This is a genomic window from Flavobacterium sp. YJ01 (assembly GCF_029320955.1).
Classification (GTDB): Bacteria; Bacteroidota; Bacteroidia; order Flavobacteriales; family Flavobacteriaceae; genus Flavobacterium.
Genome location: NZ_CP119757.1, coordinates 905878 through 921315, shown reverse-complemented (window position 1 = coordinate 921315; position 15438 = coordinate 905878). Strand labels below are relative to the sequence as shown.

General features: G+C 32.6%; 17 protein-coding genes. 12 read left to right on the top strand and 5 right to left on the bottom strand.

The genetic code is table 11. The annotated features are described in order from the left end of the window. Positions 1 to 114 precede the first annotated feature (114 nt). The 8 genes from P0R33_RS04145 (at position 115) to P0R33_RS04110 (ending at position 8748) form a co-directional block, all read left to right on the top strand. Complete coding sequence (locus tag P0R33_RS04145) at positions 115 to 2499, top strand: heavy metal translocating P-type ATPase metal-binding domain-containing protein (RefSeq protein WP_276174311.1); 2385 nt, start codon at positions 115 to 117, stop codon at positions 2497 to 2499. Positions 2500 to 2616: 117 nt separating this feature from the next. Then, positions 2617 to 2808 (top strand): cbb3-type cytochrome oxidase assembly protein CcoS, encoded by a 192-nt coding sequence (ccoS, locus tag P0R33_RS04140; protein WP_091491194.1) that lies wholly within the window; start codon positions 2617 to 2619, stop codon positions 2806 to 2808. A gap of 2 nt (positions 2809 to 2810) precedes the next feature. Beyond that, positions 2811 to 4994, top strand: coding sequence for a cytochrome-c oxidase, cbb3-type subunit I (gene ccoN, locus P0R33_RS04135; RefSeq protein ID WP_276174310.1), 2184 nt, complete (start codon positions 2811 to 2813; stop codon positions 4992 to 4994). 7 nt (positions 4995 to 5001) lie between these two features. Next, positions 5002 to 5196, top strand: coding sequence for a CcoQ/FixQ family Cbb3-type cytochrome c oxidase assembly chaperone (locus P0R33_RS04130; protein WP_111378528.1), 195 nt, complete (start codon positions 5002 to 5004; stop codon positions 5194 to 5196). Between the two features lie 2 nt (positions 5197 to 5198). Then, positions 5199 to 6140 carry a cbb3-type cytochrome c oxidase N-terminal domain-containing protein gene (locus P0R33_RS04125; protein WP_276174309.1) on the top strand — a complete coding sequence of 314 codons (942 nt, stop codon included), beginning with the start codon at positions 5199 to 5201 and terminating at the stop codon, positions 6138 to 6140. A 16-nt stretch (positions 6141 to 6156) separates the two neighbouring features. After that, positions 6157 to 7575, top strand: coding sequence for a cytochrome c oxidase accessory protein CcoG (gene ccoG / locus P0R33_RS04120; RefSeq protein ID WP_276174308.1), 1419 nt, complete (start codon positions 6157 to 6159; stop codon positions 7573 to 7575). A gap of 11 nt (positions 7576 to 7586) precedes the next feature. Then, positions 7587 to 8039 (top strand): FixH family protein, encoded by a 453-nt coding sequence (locus P0R33_RS04115; RefSeq protein ID WP_276174307.1) that lies wholly within the window; start codon positions 7587 to 7589, stop codon positions 8037 to 8039. Positions 8040 to 8046: 7 nt separating this feature from the next. After that, positions 8047 to 8748: a sulfite exporter TauE/SafE family protein gene (locus P0R33_RS04110; protein WP_276174306.1), complete on the top strand. Its 702-nt coding sequence runs from the start codon at positions 8047 to 8049 to the stop codon at positions 8746 to 8748. 17 nt (positions 8749 to 8765) lie between these two features. Here P0R33_RS04110 and hemN read toward each other — a convergent pair whose 3' ends face one another. The 5 genes from hemN to P0R33_RS04085 form a co-directional block, all read right to left on the bottom strand. Continuing rightward, positions 8766 to 10130 carry an oxygen-independent coproporphyrinogen III oxidase gene (gene hemN / locus P0R33_RS04105; RefSeq protein WP_276174305.1) on the bottom strand — a complete coding sequence of 455 codons (1365 nt, stop codon included), beginning with the start codon at positions 10128 to 10130 and terminating at the stop codon, positions 8766 to 8768. Positions 10131 to 10251: 121 nt separating this feature from the next. Beyond that, a complete protein-coding gene (locus tag P0R33_RS04100) occupies positions 10252 to 10728 on the bottom strand; it encodes a hypothetical protein (RefSeq protein ID WP_276174304.1) in 477 nt (158 codons plus the stop codon). Between the two features lie 97 nt (positions 10729 to 10825). After that, the gene (locus P0R33_RS04095; protein WP_276174303.1) at positions 10826 to 11173 is read right to left on the bottom strand and encodes a hypothetical protein; all 348 of its coding nucleotides are present in this window, start codon (positions 11171 to 11173) and stop codon (positions 10826 to 10828) included. A 107-nt stretch (positions 11174 to 11280) separates the two neighbouring features. After that, complete coding sequence (locus P0R33_RS04090; RefSeq protein WP_276174302.1) at positions 11281 to 11703, bottom strand: DoxX family protein; 423 nt, start codon at positions 11701 to 11703, stop codon at positions 11281 to 11283. A 120-nt stretch (positions 11704 to 11823) separates the two neighbouring features. Then, the gene (locus P0R33_RS04085) at positions 11824 to 13452 is read right to left on the bottom strand and encodes a carboxyl transferase domain-containing protein (RefSeq protein WP_276174301.1); all 1629 of its coding nucleotides are present in this window, start codon (positions 13450 to 13452) and stop codon (positions 11824 to 11826) included. A 299-nt stretch (positions 13453 to 13751) separates the two neighbouring features. Between P0R33_RS04085 and P0R33_RS04080 the strand changes: the two genes are divergently transcribed. The 4 genes from P0R33_RS04080 (at position 13752) to P0R33_RS04065 (ending at position 15395) form a co-directional block, all read left to right on the top strand. Next, entirely contained in the window at positions 13752 to 14342 is a 591-nt protein-coding gene (locus P0R33_RS04080; RefSeq protein ID WP_276174300.1) for a TetR/AcrR family transcriptional regulator, read from the top strand. Between the two features lie 69 nt (positions 14343 to 14411). Next, positions 14412 to 14870: a hypothetical protein gene (locus P0R33_RS04075; RefSeq protein ID WP_276174299.1), complete on the top strand. Its 459-nt coding sequence runs from the start codon at positions 14412 to 14414 to the stop codon at positions 14868 to 14870. A 2-nt stretch (positions 14871 to 14872) separates the two neighbouring features. Beyond that, the gene (locus tag P0R33_RS04070; RefSeq protein ID WP_276174298.1) at positions 14873 to 15184 is read left to right on the top strand and encodes a DUF3817 domain-containing protein; all 312 of its coding nucleotides are present in this window, start codon (positions 14873 to 14875) and stop codon (positions 15182 to 15184) included. 4 nt (positions 15185 to 15188) lie between these two features. Next, positions 15189 to 15395: a hypothetical protein gene (locus P0R33_RS04065; protein ID WP_276174297.1), complete on the top strand. Its 207-nt coding sequence runs from the start codon at positions 15189 to 15191 to the stop codon at positions 15393 to 15395. Positions 15396 to 15438: the final 43 nt, after the last annotated feature.

The window sequence follows — 15438 nt, the reverse complement described above, 5'->3', positions numbered from 1 at the left end:
CATTTAGCGCTGTTATTTTTATTAAATTTAGAATTCAATTTCAATAGAACATGACAATTATCATCTTAATAATTGTGCTTTAATTGGAAATTTGCGACAAATAAAAACAAGTTTATGAGGGAGCAAAGTTGTTTTCATTGTGGTTTATCTATTGAACAAAATGAAGAAATTGAGTTTGATGATAAGAAGTTTTGTTGTACAGGCTGTAAAACGGTTTACGAAATTTTCAGCATTAATGACTTGACCTCTTATTATGATTTTGAAAAATCGCCTGGTGCCACACCGCTAGACATCAAAGGCAAATATGATTTTTTAGAGAATGAAGCCATACTTTCTAAAATTTTAGAATTTCAGGAAGGTAATACGGCAATAGTTTCTTTAAACATTCCGCACATTCACTGCAGTTCTTGTATTTGGATTCTTGAAAATTTAAATCGTCTTCAGTCAGGAATCAGTACTTCTCAGGTTAATTTTCATGAAAAGAAAGTTCGAATTACGTTTAATTCAGATTTGGTTTCTCTAAAAGAAATAGTTTATCTGTTAAGTTCAATTGGTTACGAACCTTATATTAGTTTAGAAAATTATGGAAGTGAAAAAGCAAAAATAGACAGGAGTTTAACCTATAAATTAGGTGTAGCTTTTTTCTGCTTTGGTAACATTATGCTGCTTTCATTTCCAGAATATTTCGAAATGAAAGAATTTTGGCTAGATAGTTATAAACCATTTTTCAGATTGCTGATTTTTCTTTTAGCGTTGCCAAGTTTCTTATATTCAGCAAGTGGGTATTATGTTTCTGCTTATCATAGCATTAGAACAAGAATGCTGAATATTGATATTCCAATTGCTTTAGGGATTATCGTGATGTTCATTCGAAGCACTTACGATATGATTATGGATCATGGACCAGGTTTTTTTGACAGTTTAGCCAGTTTAGTATTCTTTATGCTTCTTGGAAAAATGTTTCAAATTAAAACCTACAGTTTCTTAAGTTTCGAAAGAGATTTTAAATCTTATTTTCCAATTGCGGTTACAAAAATAAACAAAGACATTTCAGAAGATAATGTTGCCATTTATGATGTTGTAAAAGGAGATCGTTTATTGATTCGTAATCAAGAGCTTATTCCTGTTGATGGGATTTTAATCAGCGAAAGCGCCGAAATCGACTATAGTTTTGTTACTGGAGAAGCCGTTCCGATTACCAAAAAATCAGGCGATAAGATTTTTGCAGGTGGTAAACAGATCGGAAAAGTTATCGAAATGGAAGTTTTACATTCTGTTTCTCAAAGTTACTTGACTCAATTATGGAGTAACGAAATTTTTCAGAAAAAAGTAGATCAAAAACACAAAACAATCACAGATGTGATAAGCCGTTATTTTACACCAATACTATTATTGATTGCATTTGCAGGCTTTGGTTATTGGGTATCTATAGATGCTAATATTGCTTTTAATGTTTTTACCGCAGTTTTAATTGTGGCTTGTCCTTGCGCATTAGCATTAACAGCTCCGTTTACTTTTGGTAATATTTTGAGAATTTTAGGAAAGAAGAAATTCTATCTGAAAAATGCCATCGTGATAGAACAGCTGGCTAAAGTTGATACGATTGTTTTTGATAAAACAGGAACCATTACTACCAATAAAAAATCAAATATACTTTACGAAGGAAATGCTATTTCTGATTTAAATATCATTTTGATTAAGAATGTTTTACGAGGTTCAAATCATCCGTTAAGCCGTATGCTTTACGATTTTCTGCCAGAAACAAAACGTCTTGCTGTAGAGAGTTTTCAAGAAATTACAGGAAAAGGAATCTTGGCTATTATAGAAAGCAAAGAAATTAAAATTGGTTCAGCTCAATTTGTTGAAAGTATAGCTGTAGATGGTTCAGAAATTGAAAAAACTTCTTTGCATATTAAAATTGATGAAGTTTATTTTGGAAAATATAATTTTCAAAATCAATATCGAGAAGGTTTAGAAAAGCTTTTTTCAACGTTGAGTAAAGAATATAAAATTAAAGTTCTTTCTGGAGATAATGATGGAGAAAGAGAAAATTTAGAAGCAATTCTTCCTAAAGGTACTGAGTTGATATTCAATCAGAAACCGGAACAAAAACTCGAATATATTAAAAAACTTCAAGAAAAAGGACAAAATATAATGATGGTTGGTGATGGTTTGAATGACGCTGGAGCATTGGCACAAAGCAATGTTGGAATTTCTATTTCAGAGAATGTAAATGTTTTTTCACCCGCTTGTGATGCCATTTTGGATGCATCTGAATTTTCACGTTTGAATTACTTCTTAAAGCTTTCTAAAAAAGCCATTTCTATTATTAAAATGAGCTTTACTTTATCATTGCTTTACAACGTTGTAGGGCTTGCTTTTGCGGTTACAGGAAACTTGCTTCCAATAGTAGCGGCTATAATTATGCCGTTGAGTACAATTACCATTGTTAGCTTTGTTACTTTTATGTCTAACTATTTCAGTAACAGAAATTTATAATTATTTTAAATAATTAAAGAGATATTTTTTTTAATTTTATTATTCTTCTCTGAGCATGATAATTATCATATTTTAAACGCCGATCACCTAGTAATTTTGTTAACATAAATTTACGGTATGAGTGTTATTTATCTTTTAATTTCAGTAAGTATTTTCGTCGCAATTTGTTTCTTTATTGCTTTCATTATTGCTGTCAAATCTGGCCAGTACGATGACGATTATACACCTTCAGTCAGAATTCTTTTTGACGATGAGACCAAAATTATTTCCCAAAATAATAATTCACCAATCGAAGAAAAACAAGTATAATTATGGAAATGGAACAGTTTTATTACGACAACAAAATTGTAAAAAAATTCATTTACGCCACAATACTCTTTGGAGTTGTGGGTATGTTAGTGGGGCTTACCTTAGCGGTAATGTACCTTTTTCCCAACATGACAGATGGGATTTCGTGGCTTAGTTACGGCCGTTTAAGACCATTACACACCAATGCTGTTATTTTTGCCTTTGTGGGTAATGCTTTTTTTGCTGGTATGTATTACTCGCTGCAAAGATTGTTAAAAGCCAGAATGTTTAGTGATTTTTTAAGTAATCTTCATTTCTGGGGATGGCAGCTAATTATCGTTGCTGCAGCAATTACACTTCCATTAGGTTATACTTCATCTAAAGAATATGCGGAGCTAGAGTGGCCAATTGATATTGCAATCGCTTTAATCTGGGTAGTTATGGGAATCAATATGATTGGTACTATGTTACGCCGTAGAGAGCGTCATTTATATGTAGCAATCTGGTTTTATCTGGCAACCTTTGTTACTGTTGCGGTACTACATATTTTTAATAATATTGAAATTCCAGTTTCAGCTTTAAAAAGTTATTCTGTTTACGCGGGAGTTCAAGATGCACTTGTACAATGGTGGTATGGTCACAATGCGGTGGCATTTTTCCTTACAACTCCATTCTTAGGACTCATGTATTATTTTGTTCCTAAAATTGCGAACAGACCTGTTTATTCATATAGATTATCTATTATTCACTTTTGGTCTTTGATCTTTATTTATATCTGGGCAGGACCTCACCACTTATTATATTCTGCTTTGCCAAACTGGGCACAGAATTTAGGAGTTGCATTCTCAGTAATGTTAATTGCTCCATCTTGGGGAGGTATGATTAATGGACTTTTAACGCTGAGAGGTGCATGGGATAAAGTTCGTGAAGAACCAGTTTTGAAATTCTTTGTAGTAGCAATTACAGGTTATGGTATGGCAACGTTTGAAGGTCCAATGCTTTCTCTTAAAAATGTAAATGCTATTGCACACTATACGGATTGGATCGTTGCTCACGTACACGTTGGGGCTTTAGCTTGGAATGGTTTTATGTCGTTTGCAATTATTTATTGGTTAATTCCAAGAATGACAAAAACGGACTTGTTCTCTAAGAAATTGGCCAACTTCCATTTCTGGATTGGAACTTTAGGTATTATCGTTTATACAATTCCATTGTATGTAGCAGGTTTTCAACAAGCTTCTATGTGGAAACAATTTAATCCAGACGGAACTTTAACTTACGGAAACTTCCTTGAAACAGTAACAGCTATTATGCCAATGTATTGGATGAGAGCTATCGGTGGTAGTTTGTACTTAATTGGTATGCTGACATTGGTTTACAATATTATAATGACAGTAAGACAAGGTTCACCAGTTGAGGACGAATTAGCTCAAGCTCCAGCGTTGCAAAGAATCAGCAGCGGAAGAGTAAGAGGAGAGAAGTTCCATTCTTGGTTAGAAAGAAAACCAATACAATTAACAATTTTAGCGACGATTGCTATTTTAATTGGAGGTATTATCCAGATTGTACCAACGATTATGGTGAAATCAAATATTCCAACAATTTCAAGTGTAAAACCGTATACACCTTTAGAGTTAGAAGGACGTGATTTATACATCAGAGAAGGTTGCGTAGGATGCCACTCTCAATCAGTTCGTCCATTTAGAAGTGAAGTTGAACGTTACGGAGTTCAATCTAAAGCAGGAGAGTTTGTTTACGACCATCCATTCTTATGGGGATCAAAACGTACAGGTCCAGATTTATTAAGAGTTGGAGGTAAATACAATGATAACTGGCACTTTAACCATATGTGGAATCCGCAAAGTACGTCTGCAGGATCTATTATGCCAGGTTATAAATGGTTATTTGATAATAAACCAATGGACATTTCATTGACACAAAAGAAAATGCAGGCGATGATCTCATTAGGTGTCCCATATTCTCCAGAAGATGTTGCAAATGCACAAAAAACATTGAGAGAACAGGCAGTTAAAATTGAAAAGAGTTTAGAAAGTGATCCTGATTTCGTGAAAAGTTACGAAGACAGCCGTAAAAAAGCGGTTGCAAAAGGAGAAAAATTCACTCCAATGAATGAAAGAGAAATCGTTGCTTTGATTGCTTATATTCAAAGACTTGGTACTGATATTAAAGTAAAAGAAACTAAATAACAGCATTATGTTCGAACAAATAAAACACAATATGGAAACAATATCGGGTGTAGAATTATACCCGATTATTTCCCTCTTGATTTTCTTCTTCTTCTTTGTAGGATTGGGCATTTGGGTATTCTCTTATAGAAAAGAAAAAATTCAGGAAATGAGTAATATACCTTTAGATGAAGGACTTAGTGTAATTACAAAAGATAGATAAAAATGAAAAAGTTTTTCCCAGTATATGTTAGAGTGCCGTTGATTTTTTTCATCGTATTTGGTTTGATGGAGTATTTTGTAGACTCAGGAGATAAGCCAGCGTTTGTAAAATTTCCAATGATTTCAGTTTTCTTATTTGCATTCTTGTTTATCTTAATTGCTATTGAAATTACGCTTAGTGCCGTAAATCGTGTTATGTATCAATTAATGACACCAGAAGAAAAAGCAAAGAAAGAGTTTGAAGATAGCTTAAGCTTAAAGGAAAGCACATGGTTTAAAAATTTGATGCAAAAGCTGACTAAAACGTCACCAATCGAAAAAGAAGGCGAACTTTTAATGGATCATGATTATGATGGAATTAAAGAGCTTGACAATAATTTACCGCCATGGTGGGTGTATTTGTTCTATATCTGTATCATTTTCGGTGTAATCTATGTGATTCGTTACGATGTTCTTGGAGCTGACAATCAAGAAATGGAGTTGAAAAAAGAAATGGCTCAGGCAAAAATTGATGTTGAAGAATATCTAAAAACAGCACCAGATTTAATGGATGAAAAAACAGTTGTTTTACTTACCGATGAACCAAGTTTAGCCGCCGGAAAAGAAATTTTTACAACAAACTGCGCGGCTTGCCACAGAGCAGATGGAGGAGGACAAATTGGACCAAACTTAACAGATGACCGCTGGATTTTAGGAGGTGGAATTAAAAATCTATTCCACACAATTACAAACGGAGGTAGAGACGGTAAAGGTATGATTTCGTGGAAAGGAACTCTTAAACCAAAAGAAATTCAGAAAGTTGCCAGTTATATTTTGTCTTTACAAGGAAGTAATCCGAAAGATCCAAAAGAACCAGAAGGAGAAGTTTGGGTAGATGAAAGCGCCCCAATAAACGATGCAACAGCTGTTGCACCAAAAATAGATACCACAGCAGTTAAAAAATAATTAGAATACAAATATCATGTCAAATTTACCAGACGAAGCGTTTAGAGATACCATCGGAACTATAGATGAAGGTGGTAAACGGAAATTTATTTTCCCTAAAAAACCGTCTGGTAAATTTTATGATTATAGAAAGATTGTCAGTTACGTTTTATTGGCAATTTTATTTATAAATCCGTTTATTAAGGTAAATGGGAATCAGTTTATGATGTTCAATATTTTAGAACGTCGTTTTAATATTTTTGGATTCCCTTTTTGGCCTCAAGATTTTTATCTTTTTGTGATTTCAATGCTTATTGGTGTTGTTTTCATACTTTTATTTACGGTTGTTTTTGGAAGGATTTTTTGTGGATGGATTTGCCCGCAAACCATTTTTCTTGAGCTGGTTTTTCGTCGTATCGAATATTGGATTGATGGAGATCGTGGAGCACAAACTCGTTTGGCAAGACAAGAATGGAATGCAGAAAAAATTAGAAAAAGAGTCATAAAATGGACTATTTTCTTTTTAATTTCTTTCCTTATCGCAAATGTATTTTTGGCTTATTTAGTTGGAAGTGACAAATTGTTTTTGATGATAGAACAAGGTCCAATTTCGCAGGCAAGTAATTTTATTGCGCTTCTTATTTTTACCGGTGTTTTTTACTTCGTTTTTGTTTGGTTTCGCGAACAGGTTTGTATCATAGCTTGTCCGTATGGAAGATTGCAAGGTGTTCTTTTAGATAATAAATCGATAAATGTTGCCTATGATTTTGTACGAGGAGAAAAAGAAGAAGGGCGTGCAAAGTTTAATAAAAAGGAAAATCGAGCTTTAACAGGAAAAGGAGATTGTATAGACTGTCTTCAGTGTGTTCATGTATGTCCGATGGGAATTGACATTAGAAACGGAACGCAGTTAGAATGTACAAATTGTACAGCTTGTATCGATGAATGCGATCATATTATGGAATCTGTTGGATTACCAAAAGGTCTTATTCGTTATGCTTCTGAAGACGAAATTGCTAAAAAAGAACCTTTCAAGTTTACAGCAAGAATGAAAGGGTATTCAGCAGTTCTCTTCATCTTATTAAGCATTTTTGTCGGAATGTTATTTTTAAGAACCGATGTTCAAGCAGTTATTTTACGTCTGCCAGGACAGTTGTTTCAGCATAATGGAGATAAAATCAGTAATGTTTACACTTATAAAATTGTAAACAAAACCATGAAAGATTACAACGATATTCATTTTGGATTGATCGATCAAAAGGGAACAATTAAAAATGTTGGAAAACAGCATTTTAAAGTTGCTAAAGAAGGAATTTCTCAAGGAACATTATTTATAGAAATCAATGAAGTTCTCTTAGAAAGCGATAAAACAAAAGTCAAAATAGGAGTTTATAATGGTTCTGAACTCATAGAAACTACAACAACAAATTTCTTAGGACCACGCAATTTTAATTAAAATATATTATTATGAAAATTAATTGGGGAACAGGAATCGTCATTGCATTCGTATTGTTTATGACATTTATTTTATATTTTGTTTTTGAAGTTCAATCAAATTCTAAATATGATAATGATTTGGTTGTCGAAGAATATTACAAACATGACACACACTTTCAGGAAGAAATGGCGAGAATTCAAAATGCGCATGATTTACAGCATAAACCGTCAATAAAATATACAGAGAATAATGGTGTATCTGTAACTTTTCCTGCTGGATTCGAAAGCGAAAAAGTAAAAGGAAATATTCTTTTATATAGACCTTCAAATAAAAAATTTGATTTTAATACTCAGATTGCTTTAACCAACTCTTCGTTGACAATTCCACAGAAAAAATTAATTAAAGGACGCTGGGATGTTAATATGGAATGGCAGTACGAAGGCAAAAAATATTTAACTAAAGAAGTGATTTACGTAAACTAATCTCAAAATGTTATTCTCAGCATTCTTTTTAGGTCTTATCAGTAGTCTGCATTGCGTTGGAATGTGCGGACCGATTGCTATGATGCTTCCTGTAGACAGACAAAATGAAGCAAAAAAGGTAACGCAGATCATGACATATCATTTCGGTCGTTTAACGGCTTACGCTACAATCGGATTAATTTTTGGATTATTAGGAAGAGGCTTTTTTCTTGCCGGATTACAGCAAAAAATGTCCATAATAATCGGTGTAATCATGATTATTGTGGTTTTAATTCCGGAGAAGAAATTTGCAAATTATAATTTTTCAAAACCTGTTTACAAAATCATTTCAAAAATCAAATCAAATTTAGGAAGCCAGTTTAAAAACAAAAGTTATAAATCTCTTTTTACAATTGGGTTGCTTAATGGCTTTTTACCATGCGGAATGGTTTACGTTGCATTATTTGGTGCAATTGCAATGCAGAGTGCAGGTTTTGGTATTCTTTATATGCTTTTATTCGGAATAGGAACAATACCGTTGATGACAATTGTAGTTTATGTAAATTCATTACTAAAATTGCCTTTCAGAAATAAAATCCAAAAGGCAATTCCGTATGTTGCAGTTATAATTGGAGTCCTTTTTATTCTTAGAGGATTGGGACTTGGAATTCCTTATATTTCACCATCTAATATGAGTTTATTTGTGCAACAGACTCCAAACTGTCATTAAAAATATATCTTACTTAATTATACAGTCATCGAAAACAGATTTGTTTCCGGTGACTTTCTTTTTAGATGCAAGTCAAAAGCCATGCAGATGTTACGTACAAAAGGTCTTCCTTCTTCTGTAATTTTAATTGAATTTTCTTCAATGACAATTAAACCATCATTTTCTATTTCTTTTAAAGCAATTAAAACTTCAGGAAGTTCATTAAAATTTAAAGAGTCTTTTGTCCACGAAGTTTGAAGTTCACAGGTTAAATTCAGAATATGTTTTCTAATAATTAAATCTTCTTCATTTAAAATGTGTCCTTTTACGACAGGAAGTTTGTCCCATTCTAATAATTGATAATAATCTTCTAGATTTTTAGTGTTTTGAGCAAAACTATACCAGCTGTCACTAATGGAAGAAACTCCCAAACCAATCATAACTTGTGTTTTAGAAGCACTGTATCCCATAAAATTTCTGTGTAAATTACCATTATGAGCTGCTTTAAATAAACTATCTGTTTCTAAAGCAAAATGATCCATTCCTATTTCATGATAACCATTTTGCGAAAGCAGTTTTTTTCCTATTTCGTAAAGCTGTCTTTTTTCGGCATCTTTCGGCAGATTTTCTTCATTAAAACCGCGCTGTCCATTTCCTTTAATCCAAGGCACGTGAGCGTAGCTGTAAAAAGCTAAACGGTCTGGTTTTAGAGAATTTGTCTTTTCAACCGTATCGATAACATCTTCAATAGTTTGAAATGGAAGTCCAAAAATAATATCGTGACCAATAGAAGTATAACCTATTTCTTTTGCCCAAAAGGTAACTTTGGCAACATTATGAAAAGGCTGTATTCTATTAATGGCTTTTTGAACAGTAGCAGAATAATCCTGAACACCAAAACTTACTCGGCGAAAGCCTAAATCATATAATTTTTTTAGCTGTTCGTGAGTCGTATTATTTGGATGCCCTTCAAAACTAAATTCGTGATTTTCTGATTTTATCGCATAACTGAAAATTCCATTGATAAGCAATTCCAGATTTTCTTTAGAAAAAAAAGTCGGAGTTCCTCCGCCTAAATGTATTTCTTTAATAACAGGTTTTTCTGGAAGTATTTTGCAATATAAATGCCATTCTTTTAAAAGCGCCTTAATATAGGTTTCTTCAACAGAATGGTTTTTGGTAATGCGTTTATTGCATCCGCAAAAAGTACACATGCTTTCACAGAAAGGCAGATGAATGTATAAACTAATTCCGTTTTTTGAATTGCTTTCTGAGAATGATTTTTGCAAAGAAGTAATCCATTTTTCGGTTGTAAAATCAGCCTCATTCCAATACGGAACTGTCGGATAGCTTGTATATCTTGGACCTGGGACATTGTACTTTTGTGTCAAAGAGATTTTCATAATGACGGATTTAGTTTACATCAAAATTAAAACTTCAACGACGGAGATAAAATGACAAATATCATGTAAAGGGCAAAAAAAAAGAGGCTCAAATTTGAGCCTCTTTAATTGAATTAAATAACTAACTTGAAATAGAATCTTGGATGATTTTAAGCCATTTTTTTGCAAACTGATGATCTTGATAGACACTAATCTGTTTGATGCGGTCGTCATCAAAATCATAGAATGGAATTATTATCTTTTTAGATGTTTCTTTGTCCTGAAATTCGAAATCAATTTTAATAATGGTATTCGAATGTGCGTCTGTAGTTGGAATTAATTTACATGAATCAATAGTATTTAAATCAACAAAAATTGATTCTTGCTGATTTGGATTGAAATTCATCAGAATGAATTTATTATTTTTTTGATCCAGTGTTAATGTTTTATTGTTGATCGATTCTGTCAAATCAAAACTTTCTGGATTAGAAGGATTAAATCTCTTTTTAATATTTAAAATTCTCGATTTACTTGCAGCGCTTGAACGTGCAGAAAAATATACTGGAATTGCGACAATAATTAAAATCACAATACCCATAATGGTTGTTGTAGTTTCCATAATGTTTTTAATGAAATAAATAAATGATATACACCGGCTTTTCGTTAGAAAGCGGTTATAGTTTGAAGAATAATCTTCGTCTAAAATCAAATTTTATTTACCAGAAAAAATGGAAAGCATAAAGTATGACTGAAACTTTTTTACTTTGAGTAGTAAATAGTTTTGTGTATGCTGAAGTAGATGTAACTGTTTGATGTTGTGGGATAAGAGGTAGAAAAGAATCTAAACACTTTAATATCCCAGATGAAGTGGTTTTGATATTCGCTGCAAACTGATAACTTCCTTGCGGCTGTATAAATGCAGATGAATCTCCAATTTCTTTGCAGAAATTAGAATCCGTTTTTTGTGTCTCATTTATGTGCACAGAGGCTGTGTCTGCCTGATAAGCAAACAAACCTGCAATCAAAAGTGCAATAAATACAACGGTTTTACGAATCCAATTCATGTCGGCGAATTTAAGTCATAAAACACAATTAATGAAATTTTATAGAATTAATTAACACTCAAAAAAAATCCTCAGTATTTTATTTAAAAAACTGAGGATTTAAGATGTTATTGTTGCATTTTAAAATAATAATCTGCAGAATGTTTGCCACTTCCGTAAAAGAGAAAGAAAATGCAGATAAATAAAACGATTAATGCTAAAATTAAACTTTCAGATTGCATTTTTCCCATGAAGTTTACGAGAACTGCACCAAATAAAATAGGCAATTGAGCCGCGATAGCCCAACGTGTCAATAGCCCAAAAATAATCATTATACCACCAATCATATGAGCAGGAGCAATGTAATGCAGCATAAACATTCCTCCTCCAAATTTATCTATAGGGGAAATTAAATCATGCAGGTATTGAATATTAGTGACAAACGAGACACCTTTCATAAATAAAAATCCACCCAAAACAATACGTACTAAATCAACTGGTAAATAAGTGTGCGAATTCGCCCATTTATTCAAACTTTTTACATTTTCCATGATGCTGTGTGATTAAAAATTATATACTAAGTTACTAATTTTTAATGATATGTGTATTTTAAACAGCTTGAAAATAAGTTTTTTGCTTTTTATTTAACGTATTATTGAGAATTCTTAATTCTAAACTTGAATTACACCCAAATTAAATGGTTTTTGAATAGGAGCGTGGTTCGCAGCTTCGATTCCCATTGAGATCCAGGTTCTAGTATCTAAAGGATCGATGATAGCATCTGTCCACAATCTAGAAGCTGCATAGTAAGGAGAAGTTTGTTCGTCGTAGCGTGCCTTTATTTTATTGAAAAGTTCAGTTTCTTTCTCCTCATCAACCATTTCTCCTTTCGCTTTAAGCGAAGAAGCTTCAATTTGTGCTAAAACTTTTGCGGCTTGAGTTCCTCCCATAACGGCTAACTCAGCGCTTGGCCACGCAAAAATCAATCTCGGATCATACGCTTTTCCGCACATGGCATAATTTCCGGCTCCATAAGAGTTTCCGACAATAACGGTAAATTTAGGAACTACAGAATTACTCACCGCATTTACCATTTTAGCACCGTCTTTAATAATACCGCCATGTTCAGACTTTGAACCAACCATAAAACCAGTAACATCTTGTAAAAACACCAACGGAATTTTTTTCTGATTACAATTTGCTATAAAACGAGTAGCTTTATCGGCGCTATCAGAATAAATTACTCCTCCAAATTGCATTTCGCCCTTTTTTGTTTTTACCACTTTTCTTTGATTGGCAACAATTCCAACTGCCCAACCGTCAATTCTGGCATAACCGGTAATTAGTGATTGTCCGTAGCCGTCTTTGTAAGCTTCAAATTCTGAATTATCAACCAAACGTTTAATGATTTCCATCATATCATATTGTTCAGTTCTGGCTTTTGGAAGAATTCCGTAAATATCATTTGGCTCTAAAGCTGGTTTTTCTGATTTGATTCGGCTGTAACCAGCTTTATCAAAATCACCAATTTTATCTACAATATTTTTAATTTTATCTAAAGCGTCTTTGTCGTCTTTCGCTTTATAATCGGTTACACCTGAAATTTCACAATGAGTTGTAGCGCCGCCAAGAGTTTCGTTATCGATGGTTTCGCCAATTGCTGCTTTTACCAAATAACTTCCCGCAAGGAAAATACTTCCTGTTTTGTCAACGATTAAAGCTTCGTCACTCATAATTGGAAGATAAGCACCACCCGCAACACAGCTTCCCATAACGGCTGCAATTTGGGTAATTCCCATACTGCTCATTTGCGCATTATTTCTAAAAATACGTCCGAAATGTTCTTTATCTGGAAAAATTTCATCCTGCATTGGAAGATAAACTCCAGCGCTGTCGACAAGATAAATAATTGGAAGTCGGTTTTCCATGGCTATTTCCTGTGCGCGAAGGTTTTTCTTTCCCGTAATTGGAAACCAAGCTCCAGCTTTTACAGTAGCATCATTGGCAACAACAATGCATTGTTTTCCTTTAATATATCCAATTTTTACAACGACGCCTCCAGACGGACAACCGCCGTGTTCTGGATACATACCTTCTCCAGCAAAACCTCCAACCTCAATACTTTTAGCATTTTCATCCAATAAATAAGCAATTCTTTCGCGAGCGGTCATTTTGCCTTCAGCATGCAGTTTTTCGATTCGCTTTTCGCCGCCGCCCAATTTTACTTTGGCAAATTTTTGTTTTAATTCTGAAAGGAGTAGTTTATTGTGATCTTCGTTTTTATTGAAGTTTAAATCCATGATATAGTATTGATTTTATAAAATAGTGTTGGCTAATTTACAAAATCGATTGAAATAAACCGATTGCTTTGTGATGAAGTTAGTTGCTGTTTTTATTTAAACACATAGAAACATAGAATTTATAATTTAAAAAAGGAAATAAAAAGAAACTAGTTTCTAACACATAGCGAGTATAACTATGTTTGTTGCAATAAGTGAAACGCCTTTTTACATATTCTGAATCTGTGTTTCTATGTGTTTAAAAATTATAACCCAATTATTTTTCTTTAATTTGTTGTTTCATACTAATTAGTATTTTTATGTCTAAAGCAGCAAATACAAGACTTACCATTCTTCATAAAGCATTTGAATTGATTTATACGAAAGGATATCAAACTACAAGTATTGATGAAATTATTGCTACAACTCAGGTTACAAAAGGAGCTTTTTATTACCATTTCAAAACTAAAGATGAAATGGGAATTGCTATTATTGAAGAAATTCTGAAACCAACAATGCAGGAGCATTTTATAAAACCAACAGAAGCATCTCAAAATCCGATTGAAGATTTTTATAATATGATTTCTTATTTGTTGTTGGAAGATCCTTTTTTACAAGTAAAATATGGCTGTCCAGTCGGAAACCTAACGCAGGAAATGACGCCTTGGAATACGAAATTTAGTGAAGCATTAACTGAATTGGTCGATTTGTGGAAAACAACCATCATAAGTTCAATTGAAAAAGGAAAGAAATCTGGCTTGATTCGTAAAGATATTATCGGTGAACAGGTCGCATTTTTTATCTTATCTGGCTATTGGGGAATAAGAAATTTCGGAAAACTTCAAAATGATAATTCTTCTTATCTGATTTATTTAAAGGAACTTAAGAGTTATTTGAATGGTTTGAAATAAAATTATTTTTCAAAAACATACTAATTAGTATGTTTTTAAATATATTTGCATTGTCTAAATCAAAAAACAATGTATCAAACGCTTTTAGTTGGCCATTCTTTCATGCGATGGCTTGTATTGTTGAGCTTATTATATTCTATTTTTATTGCTTATAAAGGCTATTCTCAAAAACTTCCTTTCACTAAAAAAGATAATTTGCTGCGTCATTGGACGGCTACAATTGCTCATATTCAGCTTCTTTTTGGAATATTGGTTTATCTACAGAGTCCAATTGTGAAATATTTCTGGAGAAACTATAAAGAAGAATTTCAAAATTTGGATGCTTCATTTTTTGGTCTAATTCATATCTTTTTGATGTTGATTGCAATAATCTTTATTACAATTGGTTCCGCTTTAGCGAAAAGAAAATTTTCTGATGAGCAGAAATTCAAAACGATGCTGGTTTGGTTTTCCATCGCTTTATTAATCATTTTCATTGCCATTCCGTGGCCGTTTTCACCTTTTGCTAACCGACCTTATTTTAGATAATTATGAAAAATTTATTTCTAACAAATACCGGACGTTTACGAATTATTGGATTCTTTGAAGGAACATCACTTTTGATCTTGCTTTTTATAGCAATGCCAATGAAATATGTTTTTGAAATGCCATTTTTAACAAGATCAGTAGGAACAATTCACGGTGCTTTATTTCTGCTTTTTATATTTAATGCAATAAGTGTTGGAGTAGAGCAGAATTGGAAATTTAAGGATATAACATGGAAAGTTCTCTTGGCTTGTATAATACCATTTGGAACTTTTTATATCGATTATAAAATTTTAAGTAAAATTAAAAACGAATAAAAACATGATTTTTGTATTCAAAACAAATGTTGATAGTATTTCGAAAGTGAAGAAAATAACGCCTAAACTGAATCGATTATTTCCAGATTCTAAGTGGAATTTTGATCTCGAAGATTGCGATAATATTCTAAGATTTGAATGTAAAGATGATATTATCGAAAAAGTAATTTTCTTGATGAAAGTTATTGGCTTTGAATGTGAAGCTTTATAAAACAAAAAACATCCGTTGTAGCGGATGTTTTTTATATTTATAT

Coding starts and splice junctions, on each gene's coding strand:
- P0R33_RS04110 (WP_276174306.1), top strand. CDS start 8,047: ATGTTATTCTCAGCATTCTTTTTAGGTCTTATCAGTAGTCTGCATTGC.
- ccoN (WP_276174310.1), top strand. CDS start 2,811: ATGGAAATGGAACAGTTTTATTACGACAACAAAATTGTAAAAAAATTC.
- P0R33_RS04080 (WP_276174300.1), top strand. CDS start 13,752: ATGTCTAAAGCAGCAAATACAAGACTTACCATTCTTCATAAAGCATTT.
- P0R33_RS04070 (WP_276174298.1), top strand. CDS start 14,873: ATGAAAAATTTATTTCTAACAAATACCGGACGTTTACGAATTATTGGA.
- hemN (WP_276174305.1), bottom strand. CDS start 10,130: ATGAAAATCTCTTTGACACAAAAGTACAATGTCCCAGGTCCAAGATAT.
- P0R33_RS04115 (WP_276174307.1), top strand. CDS start 7,587: ATGAAAATTAATTGGGGAACAGGAATCGTCATTGCATTCGTATTGTTT.
- P0R33_RS04085 (WP_276174301.1), bottom strand. CDS start 13,452: ATGGATTTAAACTTCAATAAAAACGAAGATCACAATAAACTACTCCTT.
- P0R33_RS04130 (WP_111378528.1), top strand. CDS start 5,002: ATGTTCGAACAAATAAAACACAATATGGAAACAATATCGGGTGTAGAA.
- ccoG (WP_276174308.1), top strand. CDS start 6,157: ATGTCAAATTTACCAGACGAAGCGTTTAGAGATACCATCGGAACTATA.
- P0R33_RS04090 (WP_276174302.1), bottom strand. CDS start 11,703: ATGGAAAATGTAAAAAGTTTGAATAAATGGGCGAATTCGCACACTTAT.
- P0R33_RS04095 (WP_276174303.1), bottom strand. CDS start 11,173: ATGAATTGGATTCGTAAAACCGTTGTATTTATTGCACTTTTGATTGCA.
- P0R33_RS04125 (WP_276174309.1), top strand. CDS start 5,199: ATGAAAAAGTTTTTCCCAGTATATGTTAGAGTGCCGTTGATTTTTTTC.
- P0R33_RS04065 (WP_276174297.1), top strand. CDS start 15,189: ATGATTTTTGTATTCAAAACAAATGTTGATAGTATTTCGAAAGTGAAG.
- P0R33_RS04075 (WP_276174299.1), top strand. CDS start 14,412: ATGTATCAAACGCTTTTAGTTGGCCATTCTTTCATGCGATGGCTTGTA.
- ccoS (WP_091491194.1), top strand. CDS start 2,617: ATGAGTGTTATTTATCTTTTAATTTCAGTAAGTATTTTCGTCGCAATT.
- P0R33_RS04145 (WP_276174311.1), top strand. CDS start 115: ATGAGGGAGCAAAGTTGTTTTCATTGTGGTTTATCTATTGAACAAAAT.
- P0R33_RS04100 (WP_276174304.1), bottom strand. CDS start 10,728: ATGGAAACTACAACAACCATTATGGGTATTGTGATTTTAATTATTGTC.